The 16,593-nt window shown below is 65.0% G+C and carries 12 protein-coding genes and 2 pseudogenes; 5 read left to right on the top strand and 9 right to left on the bottom strand.

All coding sequences use genetic code 11. The features are described from left to right. Positions 1–43: 43 nt before the first annotated feature. Both I3J27_RS34865 and I3J27_RS34860 read right to left on the bottom strand, forming a co-directional pair. Positions 44–202 (bottom strand): hypothetical protein, encoded by a 159-nt coding sequence (locus I3J27_RS34865; protein WP_270163355.1) that lies wholly within the window; start codon positions 200–202, stop codon positions 44–46. A 269-nt stretch (positions 203–471) separates the two neighbouring features. Continuing rightward, positions 472–639: a hypothetical protein gene (locus I3J27_RS34860; RefSeq protein ID WP_270163354.1), complete on the bottom strand. Its 168-nt coding sequence runs from the start codon at positions 637–639 to the stop codon at positions 472–474. A 348-nt stretch (positions 640–987) separates the two neighbouring features. Here I3J27_RS34860 and I3J27_RS34855 point away from each other — a divergent pair, with 348 nt between their 5' ends. The 5 genes from I3J27_RS34855 (at position 988) to I3J27_RS34830 (ending at position 10,674) form a co-directional block, all read left to right on the top strand. Beyond that, a complete protein-coding gene (locus I3J27_RS34855) occupies positions 988–1,731 on the top strand; it encodes a hypothetical protein (protein ID WP_270163353.1) in 744 nt (247 codons plus the stop codon). A gap of 343 nt (positions 1,732–2,074) precedes the next feature. Further along, positions 2,075–4,186: a ParB/RepB/Spo0J family partition protein gene (locus tag I3J27_RS34850; protein ID WP_270163352.1), complete on the top strand. Its 2,112-nt coding sequence runs from the start codon at positions 2,075–2,077 to the stop codon at positions 4,184–4,186. 261 nt (positions 4,187–4,447) lie between these two features. Next, positions 4,448–8,737, top strand: a complete 4,290-nt coding sequence (locus I3J27_RS34845; RefSeq protein ID WP_270163351.1) for a bifunctional class I SAM-dependent methyltransferase/DEAD/DEAH box helicase — start codon at positions 4,448–4,450, stop codon at positions 8,735–8,737. Positions 8,738–9,035: 298 nt separating this feature from the next. Continuing rightward, the gene (locus tag I3J27_RS34835; RefSeq protein WP_270163350.1) at positions 9,036–10,088 is read left to right on the top strand and encodes a DUF7146 domain-containing protein; all 1,053 of its coding nucleotides are present in this window, start codon (positions 9,036–9,038) and stop codon (positions 10,086–10,088) included. Between the two features lie 268 nt (positions 10,089–10,356). Beyond that, entirely contained in the window at positions 10,357–10,674 is a 318-nt protein-coding gene (locus tag I3J27_RS34830; RefSeq protein ID WP_270163349.1) for a DMT family transporter, read from the top strand. A 231-nt stretch (positions 10,675–10,905) separates the two neighbouring features. On the opposite strand, the pseudogene I3J27_RS34825 reads toward I3J27_RS34830, so the two are convergent. The 7 genes and pseudogenes from I3J27_RS34825 to I3J27_RS34795 all read right to left on the bottom strand — a co-directional run. Then, positions 10,906–11,129 (bottom strand): annotated as a pseudogene (locus I3J27_RS34825) (transposase); the annotation flags it as partial. A gap of 120 nt (positions 11,130–11,249) precedes the next feature. Further along, on the bottom strand, positions 11,250–12,152 hold the full coding sequence (locus I3J27_RS34820) for a terpene synthase family protein (RefSeq protein WP_270163348.1): 903 nt from the start codon (positions 12,150–12,152) through the stop codon (positions 11,250–11,252). Then, entirely contained in the window at positions 12,149–13,711 is a 1,563-nt protein-coding gene (locus I3J27_RS34815) for a hypothetical protein (RefSeq protein WP_270172966.1), read from the bottom strand. Before I3J27_RS34815 ends, I3J27_RS34820 begins: the two co-directional genes overlap by 4 nt. Positions 13,712–13,792: 81 nt before the next feature. Continuing rightward, positions 13,793–13,954 (bottom strand): annotated as a pseudogene (locus tag I3J27_RS34810) (polyprenyl synthetase family protein); the annotation flags it as partial. A gap of 154 nt (positions 13,955–14,108) precedes the next feature. Beyond that, positions 14,109–15,452 carry a cytochrome P450 gene (locus tag I3J27_RS34805; RefSeq protein ID WP_270163347.1) on the bottom strand — a complete coding sequence of 448 codons (1,344 nt, stop codon included), beginning with the start codon at positions 15,450–15,452 and terminating at the stop codon, positions 14,109–14,111. Next, positions 15,452–16,297, bottom strand: a complete 846-nt coding sequence (locus tag I3J27_RS34800; RefSeq protein WP_270163346.1) for an SDR family oxidoreductase — start codon at positions 16,295–16,297, stop codon at positions 15,452–15,454. Before I3J27_RS34800 ends, I3J27_RS34805 begins: the two co-directional genes overlap by 1 nt. Further along, complete coding sequence (locus I3J27_RS34795; RefSeq protein WP_270163345.1) at positions 16,284–16,592, bottom strand: ferredoxin; 309 nt, start codon at positions 16,590–16,592, stop codon at positions 16,284–16,286. The genes I3J27_RS34800 and I3J27_RS34795 overlap by 14 nt, the downstream gene beginning before the upstream one ends. Between the last annotated feature and the right edge of the window lies 1 nt (position 16,593).

The following is a 16,593-nucleotide window of genomic DNA, read 5'->3' as shown; positions in this document are numbered from 1 at the left end:
ATTGGAATTTATCTGGCGCTGCCTTTTACAACTAGAGTCATTATCATTGCGAAGCCATCGCATTGCTCGCGATGTACTCCAACCAGAATTGCAAGGTGCTCGAAGTTGCAATCTCCATCCAATGGTCGACGCTTAAGAGCGCAATTTTGGGCATAGGCAGCGCATGATCCGGGCATCCGTACTCAAGAGACTTCATGGCCATGCCGCGGCTCCCGACGCTTGCCGCGGGTTCGCGGTCGCGCTGGCGACAACAACAGCCTATCGCAAGCGAGCGCAAGTGGTTGTGAAGGCTATTCCGACGTCACAACCTCGTAGGTGGGGTTTGCTAAGGGAGCCGGCCGCATGGGTTCAGCGCGCGATTCATGATCTCTATATGAACCACACCAGAACCAAAAAAGGCAGCTGCGGCTGGAATCGTCATGATGGCGATCGGACGTCTTGAGATGCGCGACGAATAGCCTGCTGGTGACCTTAGTGAGTAGGCCGCTCGAAGGTCCTGACCGGCTTGGCATCGCTGGGCTCGACGCCTTTGATCGCGAAGCCCCACACCTGGCCGCTGTCGGACTGGGTGACGTAGAGCCCGGTTGGAGCGCAGATCCACGCCATTGGTGGAGCACCCATGGTACGCGGCGCGATCATGACCTCGCCATGTCCCGTCAGCAGTGCGTGCGATTCCGAGTGTGATCAACCCGCCTCATAGAAATGGTCCACGACCTGAGGCCTGACAGCCTGAGCTTATGAAGTCATCCCCAAAACTTCCCGGAATCGCGAGCATTGTTGGCTCGGCGGCGCCCCCGAAGATTCCGCACTGGACCGTTCAAGACAACAGGTCAGGCCAAGCCGAAAGGTGCAGCGTCCGGAATTGTACCCCACCAAAACAGAGAGGCGACGGCATGTTTTGTGTGTGGCAAACTTCTTTGCCAATGTTTGAAAGGGACAATCCGTCCACCAGAGCCGCTCGCAGCGCTCACGCTCAGGAGCAGTCGGATGATTACGCCGGTTCGACGGAACTGGAGTCCAAAAGAAATGTTCAATGCTCTTACGCCGGCGATGTTCAGCGCCGAACCGTCGGTTGTGCGCGCACGTTGGAATAAATTGTGGCCTGACCTGTACACGGAATATGACGCCAGGCATTTGAAAACCGAGCTATCCGTCCGCAATCTGATCACTACCGATGAAGCTCGGGCTTTTTTTACTGTCTGGGCCGCAGACGAAGAGCGTCACACCGATGGCTTTATCCGCATCATTGAACTTGTCGCCAATGGATCCGAGAGGAACCTCCGAGAGAGGTTGGAGGCTCGACCGCATGATTTCGGTGCGATCAATGACCACCTCGCCGACGAATTTTCTGTGATGGTTATGATCGCATTTGATGAGATGTGCACTTGCCACGCCTATGCCGCCGAGAAGCCGTTCTATACCGAACTTCGCAACGACATCTTCCATCATTGGCTGCGAGAGGTGATTGCCGACGAGGCGGTTCACTCGATGAACGCCGTTAACGTGATCCGCGCACGCTATCGCGACCGCGTTGGAGAAATTGGTGCAATGCTCAATAGGATAGTCAGCGGCATTGACGATCTGAGCTATGCTGGCACCTTCCTGCTGGACTATTTCGGCGTCGTATACACGAAGGAATTGCTCGACAAATGCCGCGTCGCGATCCTGAGAAATGTCGAAAAGCCTCTCCCGGCCATAGAGCGAGACAGATGGAGCCATCGCCCAAATTGAGGTCGACGCCGTGACCCTGTTGCGGAGTAATTCCGGCAATTTAGAACCCGCTCCGATTCCATCGGAATGGAAAAGGCTCTAGACGCTCCGCCTAGCATAGCAGTGCGGATCAGGTCGACCGCCGTGAGGTCGCCACGCTGAAGGCCGCCGAGTGGGACAGAAACTGACAGCAGCTCACACCTTGGTTCCTGCCAGGCGCTGCGGCCGTTTCGGCCAATGCACGCCCGGTGCCGCAGCAGCGGGATTCAAACCGCAAGAGAGAGAGGAAGAGGGCAGCATGGAGTGCCACGACGGGTTGGAAGTCGAGAGAGAGGCTTTCGGCTGCTCGTTGTGGAGAACCGAAATGACAAAGCCAGTCCAAAAGATCACGCTGTCGCCTTCGCGTGACATTCCCTTCAACAAGCTGGTGCTGAGCCAGTCCAACGTTCGGCGCGTCAAGGCGGGTGTCTCGATTGAGCAGCTTGCGGAGAGCATCGCCCAGCGGACGCTTCTACAAAGTCTCAATGTCCGCGCCATCGTCGATTCCGAGGGCAACGAGACAGGCATGTTCGAGGTGCCGGCCGGCGGCAGGCGCTACCGTGCTCTCGAGCTCCTGGTCAAGCAGAAGCGTATGTCCAAGACGCAAGCCGTGCCCTGCGTTGTTCGCGAGGGAGGCATTGCGGAAGACGATTCGATCGCAGAGAACGATGAGCGCGTCGGCCTGCATCCGCTCGATCAGTTTCGCGCATTCCGGACGCTCCGCGACCTCGGCATGAGCGAAGAGGACATTGCCGCGCGGCATTTCGTGGCGGTGGCAATCGTCAAGCAGCGCCTGCGCCTGGCGTCGGTCTCGCCGAAGCTGCATGAGGTCTATGCCGACGACGGCATGACGCTGGAGCAGCTCGTGGCGTTCTCGGTGAGCGGCGATCATGCGCGCCAGGAGCAGGTCTGGGACAATGTCAGCCGGTCCGGCTATGACGAGCCGTACCAGATCCGCCGCATGTTGACCGAGAACACCGTACGTGGGTCCGATCGCCGTGCGCAGTATGTCGGCATCGACGCCTACGAGCGCGCCGGAGGTCCGGTTCTGCATGATCTGTTCGAGCATGACGACGGTGGCTGGCTCCAGGACGTGGCACTGCTCGACCGTCTTGTCATGGAGAAGCTCAAGCAGGACGCCGAGGTGATCGCGGCCGAAGGGTGGAAGTGGATCTCGGTGGCAGTCGATTTTCCATTTGGCCACAGCAGCGGCTTGCGGGAATTGGAGGGAACGCCGGCCTCGCTCAGCATCGAGGAGCAGGGCACGATCGATGCACTCAATGCCGAGCGTGACAGGCTCGAAGCCGAGTACCAGGATGCTGACGAACTCCCCGAGGAGATTGACCTCCGCCTTGGGGAGATCGAGGCGGCATTGCTCGCGTTCGAGGAGCGGCCAATGATCTACGATCCGGCCGACATCGCCCGCGGCGGAGTCTTCATCAGCATCGATTCCGAGGGACAGCTCTCGGTGGATCGCGGCTACGTCCGGCCGGAGGATGAACAGGCGGTCGTCGATACTGAGCCCCGACAGGGCAGCACAACGATTGAGGGCGAGAATGCCGTCGGTCCGGTGCAGCGTACCGCCATCACCGTCGGTGGCGCACCAACCGAGCCGGCCGAAGAGGATGAGGACGATGCTGCAAGACCGCTGCCGGACCGTCTGATCACCGAGCTGACGGCCTATCGAACGCTGGCGTTGCGCGACGCGCTTGCCGAGCATCCCTCGATCACGTTCCTAGCGGTGCTGCACAGTTTCGTGCTGGCAACCTTCTACAGGTTCGCAGCGTCCGCCAGTTGCCTCGAGATCGCGGTGCACACGCCGACATTTCCGGCGCAGGCTCCGGGATTGAAGGACAGCGCGCCGGCCAAGGCGATCGATACCAGGCACGAAGCCTGGAAAGCGCGGCTCCCGAACGATGCGAAGGAGCTTTGGGATACGCTCACGGCATTGGACGGCCATGCGCAAGCAGCCCTGTTCGCCCATTGTGCGTCGTTCTCGGTCAATGCCCTCTATGAACCCGTGAATCGCTACGCCCAGGGGCGGGTATCGGTTGATGGGCTCGCGCGCAGGCTCGGCCAGGCCGACGTTCTGGCGCGGGCGGTCGGGCTCGACATGGTGCAGGCCGGCTGGAGGCCGACCGTCGATAATTATCTCGGCCGCGTCCCCAAGCCACGTATTCTGGAGGCGGTGAGGCAAGCCAAGGGCGAAGCATCCGCAGAGCTGATCGACCATCTCAAGAAGGCCGATATGGCCAGCGAAGCCGAACGCCTTCTTGACGGCACGGGATGGCTGCCGGAGTCACTGCGCCTCACTGACGCTATCCAATCGGCAGACCAAGACGCAGACGCGGGCCCGCTTCCCGAGTTCCTCGTCGGCGATGAGGAGGGTCGCGAGACCGCAGACGACGTTCAGCCACACGGCATTGCCGCCGAATGAGTGGCCGGAGTGGCACGGCAATCCCGCCGTGCGCTTCCTTCGAAGTTGCTTCCGAAGCCCGGCATCGTGCCGGGCTGCTCGGTTTGGAATGCGGCTGCTGCGCCCCAAGCCTTGCGCGCGGCGTAGCCGCGTCCTCCCCCGTGCGGTGGCGGCAAGGGGTGAGCAGAGTGAGAGATCGGCCGGGACAGGTTTGAGCCGGTCGGGTCGAGAGAGCGCCCGTCGGCTTGAACCGTTCCCGCTCTCCTCGAAAGCTCAACCCCCATGATCAATCTGTCCTGCTCCGCGACCGCCGCGGCTGCGTCCTCTATCGCCCAAGCCGCGCGGCTTATCCTCTGTGACCTCGAACATGGCCGGCGAATCGATGCAGCAAGTGTTCTGCGTTCCGCCATGGAAAGCGCCTTCGGTGGCTCGGATGCCGCCGGCGCCTGGCATTGGAAGGCCGCCTATGAAGCCTGTGAGGCGGCAACCGTTCTTTTCCTGCGCAAGCATGGCGCCGCCATGCGGACCAAGGCGGGATCGCCGGCAGCGCAACTCTCGATGCTGGCCAAGGTCGCAGGCCTGCTTCCAACCCATACGCGCAGGTCGGAAGAAAGCGAGGCGTTTCAGCAATTCTCGACGCCGATTCCGCTTGGCTTTGTCGCCTGCACCGCCGCCGGCATCACCACCACAGATCTCGTGCTGGAGCCCTCGGCGGGCACCGGACTTCTCGCCATCCTCGCTCAGATCTCCGGCGGCACACTTGCGCTGAACGAGCTCGCCGAAACGCGCGCCGGGCTGCTCGATCTGTTGTTTCCCAACGTGACCGTCACGCGCTACGACGCGGCGCAGATCGACGATCATCTCGAGGCGGCTGTTGCCCCGAGCGTCGTGCTGATGAATCCGCCATTTTCGGCTCTGCCCAATGTGGATCGGCGGATGGCGGACGCAGCACTGCGCCATCTCTCCTCGGCATTGGCCAGGCTTCGCGACGGCGGTCGCCTCGTGGCGGTGACCGGCGCAAGTCTCGCCCCCGACAATCCAAGCTGGACCGACGCCTTCATCCGTCTCCAGGAGCGCGGCCGCGTGGTATTCTCGGCTGCGATTGCAGGGGCGGTTTTTGCCAGGCACGGGACGGCGATCGATACGCGGCTCACCGTCATCGACAAGCAGCCTGCGCCGGACAGAAGCGTCTTTCCAGCATCTCCAGGCGTGGCGCCGGACGTAGCCACGCTGCTGGCATGGGTCCTCGAACATGTGCCGCCGCGGCTTCCGATCACTTCATCTGTTCTGGCTCCGGTCAGCTCGACCGTGCCGGTTCGGCGATCCGCTCCCGCCTTCACGATGCGTTCCTCGCCCGGTCAGCGGCTCGGCGAACCGGACAGCGTAGAGCTGACCTACCAGACGGTCGACTGGACCCCTCCGGACGGAGCTCATCTGACCGATGCGCTCTATGAGGACTACACCTTGCAATCGATCCGCATTCACCGATCGCAGCCGCATCCGACCAAACTGGTGCAGTCGGCCGCGATGGCCTCGGTTGCCCCGCCGAAGCCGTCATACCGGCCCCATCTTCCGGTCAACCTCGCTATCGACGGCCTGTTGTCGGACGCCCAGCTTGAAAGCGTGGTCTACGCCGGCGAAGCACATTCGGCCTTCCTTGCCGGCGCCTGGACGGTCGATGCGACCTTTGACGGTGTGGCTGCTGCGCGCGACGACGCTCCACATGCCGTCCGCTTCCGCCGCGGCTGGTTTCTGGGCGACGGCACCGGCGCGGGCAAGGGCCGGCAGGTCGCCGGCATCCTGCTCGATAACTGGCTGAAGGGCCGGCGCCGGGCGGTTTGGATCTCCAAGAGCGACAAGCTGATCGAGGACGCACAGCGTGACTGGTCGGCGCTCGGCATGGAGCGGCTCCTGGTCACGCCGCTCTCACGCTTCCGCCAGGGCACCCCGATCCGGCTGTCGGAAGGCATCCTATTTACCACCTACGCTACGCTGCGCAGCGATGAGCGCGGCGAAAAGCTTTCGCGTGTCCGGCAGATCGTCGAATGGTTGGGCTCCCATTTCGACGGAGTGGTTGTTTTCGACGAGAGCCACGCCATGCAGAACGCCGTGGGCGGCAAGGGGGAGCGCGGCGAGCAGGCCGCCTCGCAGCAGGGACGCGCAGGTCTGCGGCTGCAGCACGCCCTGCCCAATGCACGAGTGGTCTACGTTTCCGCGACCGGCGCCACGACCGTTCACAACCTCGCTTATGCCCAGCGGCTCGGCTTGTGGGGCGGCGAGGACTTTCCGTTCGCCACGCGCGCCGAGTTCGTCGAGGCGATCGAGGCGGGCGGTGTTGCGGCGATGGAGGTGCTGGCACGCGATCTCAAGGCGCTCGGTCTGTATGCGGCCCGTTCCCTTTCCTATGAAGGCGTCGAATATGAACTGATCGAGCATGAGCTCACCCCCGAACAGATCCGCATCTATGACGCCTATGCGGCCGCGTTCAGCATCATTCACAACAATCTCGATGCCGCGATGCGAGCGGCCAACATCACCGGCGAGACCGGGACCTTGAACGCCCAGGCGAAGTCGGCGGCCCGGTCGGCCTTCGAATCCGCAAAGCAGCGCTTCTTCGGCCATTTGCTGACGTCGATGAAGACGCCTTCCTTGATCTGCGCCATCGAGCGCGATCTCGGGCAGGGGCATGCCGCGGTCATCCAGATCGTCTCGACCGGCGAAGCGCTGATGGAGCGCCGGCTCGCGGAAATCCCGACCGAGGAATGGGGTGATGTGCAGGTCGACATCACACCGCGCGAATATGTGCTCGACTATCTCGCTCATTCTTTCCCGGTCCAGCTTTACGAGCCTTTCACCGACTCCGACCTCTCCTCCCGGCCTGTGTACCGTGATGGTCAGCCCGTCGAGAGCCGGGATGCGGTTGCGCGTCGCGACCGGCTGATCGAGAAGCTTGCCTCGCTCGCGCCCGTGCCCGGCGCCCTCGACCAGATCGTCCAGCGCTTCGGCACCGATAGGGTCGCCGAAGTCACCGGGCGCTCACGCCGGATCATCCGGAAACATGACCGCCTGATGGTCGAGAACCGCGCCGGTTCGGCGAACCTCGCCGAAACCGCAGCCTTCATGGACGACCTCAAGCGCATCCTCGTTTTCTCGGATGCCGGCGGCACGGGTCGCAGTTACCACGCCGAACTGTCGGCGCGGAATCGCCGTCTGCGGGTGCACTACCTGCTCGAACCCGGTTGGAAGGCCGATGCAGCAATCCAGGGGCTCGGCCGGACCAACCGGACCAATCAGGCGCAGCCGCCGCTGTTTCGTCCGATTGCGACCGACGTGAAGGCCGAGAAGCGCTTTCTCAGCACGATTGCGCGCCGCCTCGACACGCTCGGCGCCATCACCCGCGGTCAGCGTCAGACCGGGGGGCAGGGGCTGTTTCGGCCCAAGGATAATCTCGAAAGCATCTACGGCCGTGATGCTCTGCGCCAACTCTACCTGCTCCTGGTTCGCGGCAAGGTGGATGGTTGCTCTCTTGAGATGTTCGAGAATGCGACCGGGCTGAAGCTCGTCGACTCCAATGGCATCACGGATGACCTGCCGCCGATCACGACCTTTCTCAACCGTCTGCTGGCGCTGACCATCGAGCTGCAAAACGTGCTGTTCACCGCCTTCGAGCAGTTGCTGACGGCGCGGATCGAAGGCGCAATCGCCTCCGGAATCTATGATGCGGGCCTCGAGACCCTTCGCGCCGAAAGCTTCGTCGTCACGCATCGGCGCACCATCTACACCCATCCTGCGACCAGCGCCGAGACACGGCTTCTGACGATCATCCAGCGCGAACGCAACCGGCCGCTCACTCTGGATGATGCCCTCGGCCTTCTGCCGGATCGCCGCGCAGTCCTGCTGGTGAACGAACGTTCCGGCCGCGCGGCGGTGCAAGTCCCGGCTCCAAGCCTGATGCTGGACGACGGCGAAATCGAGCAGCGCGTCAAATTGGTCCGGCCCATGGAAAGCCACAATGTCCCATCCAAGGCCATGGCCGAAAGTCATTGGATCGAGACAGACCGTGAGCACTTCAGTGCAGCCTGGACAGCTGAGCTCAAAGACGTGCCAGAGTTCACCGAGAGCACGATCCACGTCGTCGCCGGGCTGCTCCTGCCGATCTGGAAACGGCTGCCGAAGGAATCGACCCGCGTCTACCGCCTCCAGACCGACGCCGGCGAGCGGATCATTGGGCGGAAGGTCTCGTCCGCCTGGGTCGCCAACGCGCTTTCGGGTGAGCGACCGATACTCGAGCCCGAGGACGTCTTCGCCGCCTTGCGCGACGGCCGCGCGTTCGTCGAGCTCGCCGAGGGCCTGACACTGCGGCGCGTCCGCGTCATGGGTGCGCATCGCATTGAGCTCGCGGACTTCAACGACACCATGCGCGACCGCTTGCGGACCTATGGACTGTTCAGTGAGATCATCTCCTGGAAGCTGCGCATGTTCGTGCCCACCGATGCAAGCGGGGCCGTCGTGCTTGGCAAGGTGCTCGAAAGCTACCCGGTCGAGCGCATCTGCGAACGCGAGGCCGCATGATGCGGCGCGATGCTTCCGACCGGGCATGCCGCCTCGCGCGTGAGGCCGAGGCTGTGTGCCGCCACTTTCTCTCCACCCGCAAGGGCGAGGGAGGCTGCTGGCTGCGGGGCTATGTTCACAACCGGCCTGGCCGCTCCTTGTTTGTACGGCGCCACTGCTCGCACAAAGGACCGTCCGGCAAGTGGACCGAACAGGGTGCGCGGCGGATTTGCTTGCGCGTTTGCGCCTGGGTGCTGTCTCACAGACGATTGACAGCTCTTGCGCAACCAACTGCCAGCGCAGTGCGGGAGGTTGCGTGATGTCCCGCGACGCTTCTGAGCTGGCGCGCCGGCTCGCCCGTGATGCCGAGGCGGTCTGCCGCCATTACCTGTCCAATGGACGGCGCCAGGGCCGCTATTGGATCGTCGGCGACGTCCGCAATACGCCCGGCCGCTCGATGTTCGTCCGGCTCAGCGGACCGGACTCCGGTCCCGGCGCCGCCGGGCATTGGCGAGATGCTGCCTCGGGCGAACATGGCGATCTCCTCGACGTGATCCGCGAGAGCTGCGGTTTCGTCGATTTTCGCGATGTCGCCGGGGAGGCACGACGCTTTCTGAGTCTGCCGCCCGCTGAACCGCGCCGCAGCCCAAAGCCGGTTCGCACACCCGTCCCCGCCGGATCGGCGGAGGCGGCACGGCGGCTCTTCGCCATGTCGCAGCCGATCCGTCGCACGCTCGTCGAGACTTACCTCGGCCATCGCGGCATCAAGCCTGTGCACGCTGCGGGCGCGCTGCGGTTTCATCCGCGCAGCTACTATCGCCCGGACGACGGTTCGCCGACTGAGACTTGGCCGGCGATGATCGCCGCCGTGACCGATCTTGCGGATCGCATCACCGGCGCACATCGCACCTGGCTCGCGCCGGACGGCTCTCACAAGGCGCCGGTCGACACGCCGCGACGGGCCATGGGCGGTCTCCTCGGCCATGCCGTCCGCTTTGGCGCGACCGACGACGTCCTCGCTGCCGGTGAAGGTATCGAGACGATGCTGTCGCTGCGCTGTGCGCTGCCCGCCATGCCGATGGCCGCCGCGCTCTCAGCCAACCATCTTGCCGCCCTTCTGCTGCCGCCGACGTTGCGTCGGCTCTACGTCGCCCGCGACGCCGATGCCGCGGGTGACACGGCGGTCGCGGCATTGACCCAATGCGCCGAAGCCGCGGGCATTGAGGCGCTTGTCCTGTCTCCGCGGACGGGCGACTTCAACGAAGACCTGCATGCATTCGGCGTCGGCGCCCTGCGGGCGGCGCTGCGCATCCAACTCGCGCCGCAGGATGTCGTTCGGTTTATGCTGTTCGCTGATGCCGGAACGGTGTGACTGATCAACTTGCGGCCCCGCCGGCAATTGGGCAGATCATGTCGTGTTGTCGGTCATGTTGCGGACCGCAGTCGAGCTTGGAATAACGCTACACCGGCCTTGCAAACCTCTGCCGAGATGCGCGGCGCAATCGCTCGGCAGCGATCTGAGCTACAGCGACAGTGGCGCTACCGAATTTGGTAGGTCACCTTTGGCCAAAGCAGAACAGTTGATGGTCGTAATCGACATGCGGTTTGTGCTACGCGACGCCTGAGGAAAGGGGTATCTGATGGCGTGGGTGTACATACTTCTGGCGGACATATTCGAGATCGCATGGCCTTTCATGTTGAAGCGCTCGATCGGGCTTCCAAAATGGACAACAGTTTTTTCGGCGGTGGTCTTCGCTCTTCCGATTTTTCTTCTGTTGGGTGAATCTGTAAAGTGCTTGCCCGCTTCGACGGTTTACGCGGGCTTCGCCGGAATTGCGACCGTGGGGACAGCAATTGTGGGCGTTGCGTTTTTCGGCGAGAGCGCAAATCCTGCTCGCCTCTGTTCGGTCATGTTGGTTGTTGTCGGTCTGGTCGGCGTCAAGTTGTTTTCGGAATAGTCTGTATTTGCATCGGATCATCAGCCATGGCGAACCGAATGCGGCTGTCATGTGTTATCGAAGCGCGCACATTGCGGGAGTTGATGCGCTATGGAGAAACGCATTCCGGATGACGAGAGTTGAAATGTCGCAGCCCGCAGACATCCCGGAAAAGGCCGGCTTCCAGCCGGATCTGCTGGCCTTCGAAGGGTGGATTCAACTCTGATTTGCAACGCTGTTGCTGAGTTCCTCTCAGAAATCTTCGAGGGACGTTCTGAATCCGAGTCTCTTGCGTGGTCGGTCGTAGAGGCGTTGCTCGATCCATCGCAGGCGCTCTTCGGTGATGGTGCTGAAGTCGGTGTGCCGTGGCAAGTCCTGGCGTTCAGTCCATTTGCGTTTTCGTTGCTGCCGCGTTGCCAAGCAGAGTCTGGATCGGCAAAGTAGAGATCGGCCTGCAGCGCTGTGGCAATGAGCCGCCGTCCTTGCGCCGGCTCAGGGCGGTGTCGCTCATGCTCGCTCCGTCCGTCGCAGCGGGCGACGGCGTTGCGTCGGATCGGACCGACAGCAGCGCGCACACGCCGCCGCCTCCCGCGCGTTCAGGCCGGCGCACGCTGGCCTCCCCCCGCAGCGTCGCTGCGGTAGCGGCCGGTCGAGGTCTGGTAGTACTGGGCGCGCATGGCCGCCATGGCCTCGATCAACGGTCCCCACGGCGCGGGAAAGCGTTCTTCCGCCATCACCCGGTGCAGCATGCGCGTATGGCCGGCCAGCTCGTCGTTGAGGAACTCCACCACAGGCATAGCCGGATAGCGCTGCAGCAGCAGGATCGCCGCGTTGTCGGCCTCGCCGGCCGACCTGTCCTTGTCGCGTCCATGCAGATCGTTTTGCAGGCGCCCTATCGCGGAGATGAGCCGCAGGACCTGGCGAAACGCCGGACGCGCGCGCAAGGTCGCCATGTCTAGCCCCCACAGCAACGACAGGCAACAGAACACGTTCGCGTAGGCGATCGAATCGATGCCGTTGTGCAGGTACTCGGCGTAGGACCAGCGTTCCGCCCTTGCCGCCTGCGCGTGTCCGGCGCGCAGCGCCGCGCAGTAGCGCAGGGTCTCGTCGAGAAGCTGAGCATAGTCGCGACGATCGTAGGCGAGCGCGGCCAGTGAGGCGCGTAGCACAGCGCAGCCCTCGAATCCGGGGAGCGCGCACGGCACGCCCTGCGTCAGCGCCTGCTCCACCGCGGCGAGCTGCTCCGGCGCGATCAGGCCAAGGTCGTTGCAATCGTCGAGCCAGAACAGCAGCGCCAGTTCGCGATAGAACGCCACGATCAGCGTTTCGTCCTGCGGATCGCGGCCGGTGCGGGCGCTGGTGTCGCGCAGGCTCGGGTGGATGCGCTGCAGGATGTACTGGCCGCCCCTGACCGCTTCCACGGCATGTTCGTCGGCGAACCCGGTCAGGGAACGCCCCCAGTCCAGCACCTGCTGCAGCGCGCGTTCGGTCTGGATCATGGCGCCGCTCCTGCTCCCGCGGCCAGGACGCGCCGCCCCCAACGAAGCGCCAGCCACAACCCGGCGAGTTCGGCCACACGCACGACCCGGATGGGGCAAAACAGTTCTTTACCGATCCACAGCGGCGTCTGCGGCAATGCATGCGCCGCATGGCGGGCGAGCATCCACTCCAGCGCACGCGCCACCGCCTGCGCGATGCGCCGGCGCCCTGTCGGCTCTTCGCTCCCGTCCATCACGTGCAACGCGAACAGCGCATAAGCGGTTTCCTCGAATGTGGATGCGCGACCGGCGCCCCAGCCGCCGTCGTCGCGCTGCGCCTGCAGCAGCGCCGCCAGCGCGCGCTCGTCGCGCCACTGGGGCTTGCCTTGCGCCAGCGCAGCGACCGCATGCGCGGTGGGATACAGCCACGAAGCGTGCCATTTTTCGTTGTCCCATAGACCGTGCGGGTTGCGATTGGCCTCGACGTAGGCGCTGGTGCCGGCGGCGGGCTTTCCCAACAGTCGCAACGCATGCAGGGCATGGATGTTGGTCGACACCGAGGCATTGCGCTCGCCGGGGAAGGTGACGAACAGCTCGCCGATTTCGAAATGGCGCAACGCATCGACCGCCGGGTCGCGGCCTGCAAGGCACAGGACGCACAACGCAATTGCGGTGTCGTCCGCATCGGCCGCGAAGTGCAAGGCCGGGCCCAGACCGCGCACGCCCAGGCGGGCGTCGAGCTGCGCGACGATCACGCGCACCGCCTCGGCGAGCGCGGGATGCGCGAACAGCCCGGCCAGATGCAGGGTGTACAGCGACCAGCATGGCTCGAACACATTGATCGGCCAGACATTGGGAACGACACCTTCGATGCCGCTGCGCGTCGCCCGCGATGCCGCCTGCAGATATGCGTCGGCGCGCCCGACCTGCGGCGTGCTCCCTTGTGTCACGGCGTGCGCACGCCACGCGGCGGTGGCCGCCGGACTGATGCCGATGCTGCCGTCGTCATCCGGGCACGCGGCGGCCGGCGACGTCCCCCAGGCTTCCCAGGAGTGCAGCAACGGATGGCCGCTCGGCAACGTCGCCATGGCCCCCAGCTCGGCCCCCAGCTTGACCAGGCGCGCGTGCCGCAACGGCAACAGCGCCGGGTGGCGCGGAAACGCCATGCCGCCCGGCAGGGATGCGGCCTCGCCGCAAAACTGCGGCAGGATCAGCTCCGCGCCGATCGGCGCATCTTCCGGCACCGCATGCGCGTAGGGATCGGGCTGGCGCTGGAGAAACCGGGTTGCAGCCTGGACTGCGTCGGCAGCGCCGGGAAGAGGATCGGCACGCTGCAATGCCAGCAACGCCGCCCACGTGGGCGCATGGCGGAACAGCGGGAAGTCCGCGCTTCCCCATCCGCCATCAGCCCGTTGCTGCGCGATGAGCCACGCGTATGCGTCCTGCCGATCGGTGACGTTGCCGTGAAACTGCAGAGCTCGCGCCGTGTCGTAGACGGACGGACCCACGCTGCCGCCATCGCTCATCTCACTCAGCAGGTGGCGCAATTCGGAAAGGATCTGTTCGGACAGCGCGTTCACGCGAGATGTTCCTTCTGCAGACAGTTGACGAGAACCAGGATCGGGCAGACGCCGCGCACGTCGCCGAAGCCCCCGCGCATGTTCGGCGCGGAGAAGACGCGCCAGCGCTGCTCGAACCCGCTTTGCGCCGTCCTCATCCAGATCTCCGGCAGCAGCCTGCTGGATGCGCCGCGCGCCTGCGCGCAATCCGCCGAGCGCGGAAACGCCAGTTCGGTCGTCGTGTTGCGTCGAACCGGTCTGCATGTTGTTCATGTCCTCGTACCTGACAGGAGACGGCCACGGCGAGCGGCGAGCCGCCGCGGTGTTGCCGGCGTCGCACCGAGCGCGCGCGCCGAGTGCAGCAATGCCGCGCGTCGCCGGTACCGCTGCCTCGTCACACGGGGCGTGCGATGTCGGCTCATGAGAATCCGATGCGGATTGTCATGGACGGATGTGCGGTCGGGTAATAGCGCTGGCCGTTTTCGACGCCGCTCAGCAACCGCGGCCGCACCCCTGCCTTGTGCATGGTCAGCGCCAAGGCGATAGAGAACTGCACCAGTTCCAGCCACACCAGGTGGTAGCCGATGCAGACGTGTGGGCCGGTACCGAACTGCAGCATGTCCACCGGCCGGATCGGCTCCGTGCGTTGCAGCCACCGCGCCAGGCGGAACTGATCAGGCGCCTCGTGCAGCTGCGCCGAGGTCGAGAAATGCAGCAGCGGGATGCACAGATCGGTGCCCGCGGGAATGCGCCGTTGGCCGAGTTGCAAGTCCTGCAGCGCGCGACGCGGCAGGACCGTGGTCGCCGGATGCACGCGCAGCGTCTCGCGGAACAGCGCCTCGGCGACCGGACACTGCGCCAGGTCCGCGTGCCGGGTCGGCACCGCGCCCACACGTTGCGCCTCCTCGACCAGGGCGTCCCACAGCATAGGCTGCCGCGCCAGCTCGATCACCATCCAGGCCATCGTCGAGGCGGTGGTGTCGTGACCGCCAAGCAGCAGCAAGCGGATATTGGCGATCAGGACGTCATCGGAGAGCGCATCGTCGCTGCGATCGAAGGCGCTCACCATGTCGTTGATCAACCCGGTGCGCGCGGCATGCGCGCGCGCGTCGCGGACGTACTGGCGCAACTGCCTGTCGATCCAGTCGCGGGCGGCGCGGCCGCGCCGCAAGGGCAGTCCGGGCAGGTCGACCGGGGGCGCGACGATCAACTGCAGCAGTTGCCGGTACTTGCGATGCCATCCCGGCAGGTCCTGCGCGGGGATTCCCATGAGGCTGAAGATGAGCTTGAGCATCAGGTCGCCGGTTTCGCGCAGGATGGTGACGTAGCCGCGGTCGCGCCACGCCTGCACCCGCGCCCGGATGACGGGCGCGAACAGATCGCCGATGCCGGCCTGGGTCAGCCCCTTGGGCAGGAACGCCGCCTTGATCGCATCGCGGGCCTGCCGGTGCGCGCCGCCGTCCTGGGTGACCAACGTTCCGCTAAACAATTCGGGCGCGATGTCTTCGATCAGCGCCGAGGACACGTCCTTGTGCCGGAGCAGTGCGAACGCATCCGGATCCACGCAGGTCATCAGGTGTCCGGCAGGGCCGAAATTCAGCCAGAAGTGGCTGCCCAGCGTCCGCTCCGCGCGCCGCAGCAGGCGCGGCAGGTCGCAGACGATGGCGGGAAGATGCCCGACCAGGGGGAAAGCGCCGGGCACGACCGGGATGTCGCACCGCAGCCGGTGCCGACGGTCCAGCGGGTTGAGCAGCATGTCCATCAGCAGCGCGCCGCCGCGGCCGCTTCGGCGGTGTCGCCGGCAGGCCACGCGGCGGGGCTGTTGCCACCGTCGGCGTACGTCGGCACATGCGCCAGCATGCCGCCGTCGATGCACACCACCTGGCCGGTGATGAACGCAGCATCGTCGGAGAGCAGGAACGTCACCAGCGCGGCCACGTCCTCGGGGCGGCCGACGCGCGGCAGGAGCTGGTGCCGGCGCAGATGCCGTTGCATGCGCTCGTCCAGCTTGGCGAGGAGACGCTCGGTCATGATGAGACCCGGCGCAACCGCGTTGCAGCGGATCTGCGCATGACCGTACTGGGTGGCGAGCGAGGCCGACAGCATGTTCATCGCCGCCTTCGACGCGGCGTAGGACGTCAGCGCGGTGTCACCGCTGAGCCCCTGGCACGACGACATATTGACGATCGCGCCACCGCCGCGGGCGATCATCCGTGGGATGGCCTGCCGGCAGCAGAGCAGCGTGCCGCGCAGATTGGTCGCCATGGTCTGATCCCAGACCGTCAGGTCCAGGTCGAGGATCGCGCGGTCGCGCGGGGTCAGATGCATGGCGCTCGCGTTGTTCACCAGCAGGTCGACCCCGCCGAAGTGGCGCTCCGCCGTCTCGAACAGCGTTGCCACCGCCTGCGCATCGGCGATGTCCATGGCCAGGGCCAGCGCGTGGCCCGCTTCGGCCGCGATCTGCGCGGTGCAGGCGATGGCCGCCGAGCCATCAATGTCGGCCACCACCACTCTGCCGTCCTCGCGCGCGATGGCGAGGGCACATGCCTTGCCGATGCCGGCGCCGGCGCCGGTCACCACGGCCACCTTGCCTTCAAACCGTCCCATCGTGTCCTCCTGGATTGCGTTGGTCTTTCGCGGCATGCCGCTCGGCCTCCGCCGGAGAAGGCGCAGGGTCGGCGATGGCGCGCTCGTCATCGCCAGCGTCGTTTTCGATGACCCGAATGGCGGCGACCGGGCACTGGCTGGCCGCGAGTCGCACGGCGGCGAGCAGCGCCCGCGGGACCGTCGCCACGCACACTTCGGCCACGCCGTCCGGCTCGCGCTGGCGAAAGGTGCCCGGCAGCGTCAGCACGCACTGCCCGGTGGTTCCGCACAGATCCTGGTCGACCACGACGTGCATC

The organism is Bradyrhizobium xenonodulans (assembly GCF_027594865.1).
Classification (GTDB): Bacteria; Pseudomonadota; Alphaproteobacteria; order Rhizobiales; family Xanthobacteraceae; genus Bradyrhizobium; species Bradyrhizobium xenonodulans.
The sequence above is the reverse complement of the archived record's forward strand: the minus strand, read 5'-3'. Positions and strand labels throughout refer to the sequence as shown.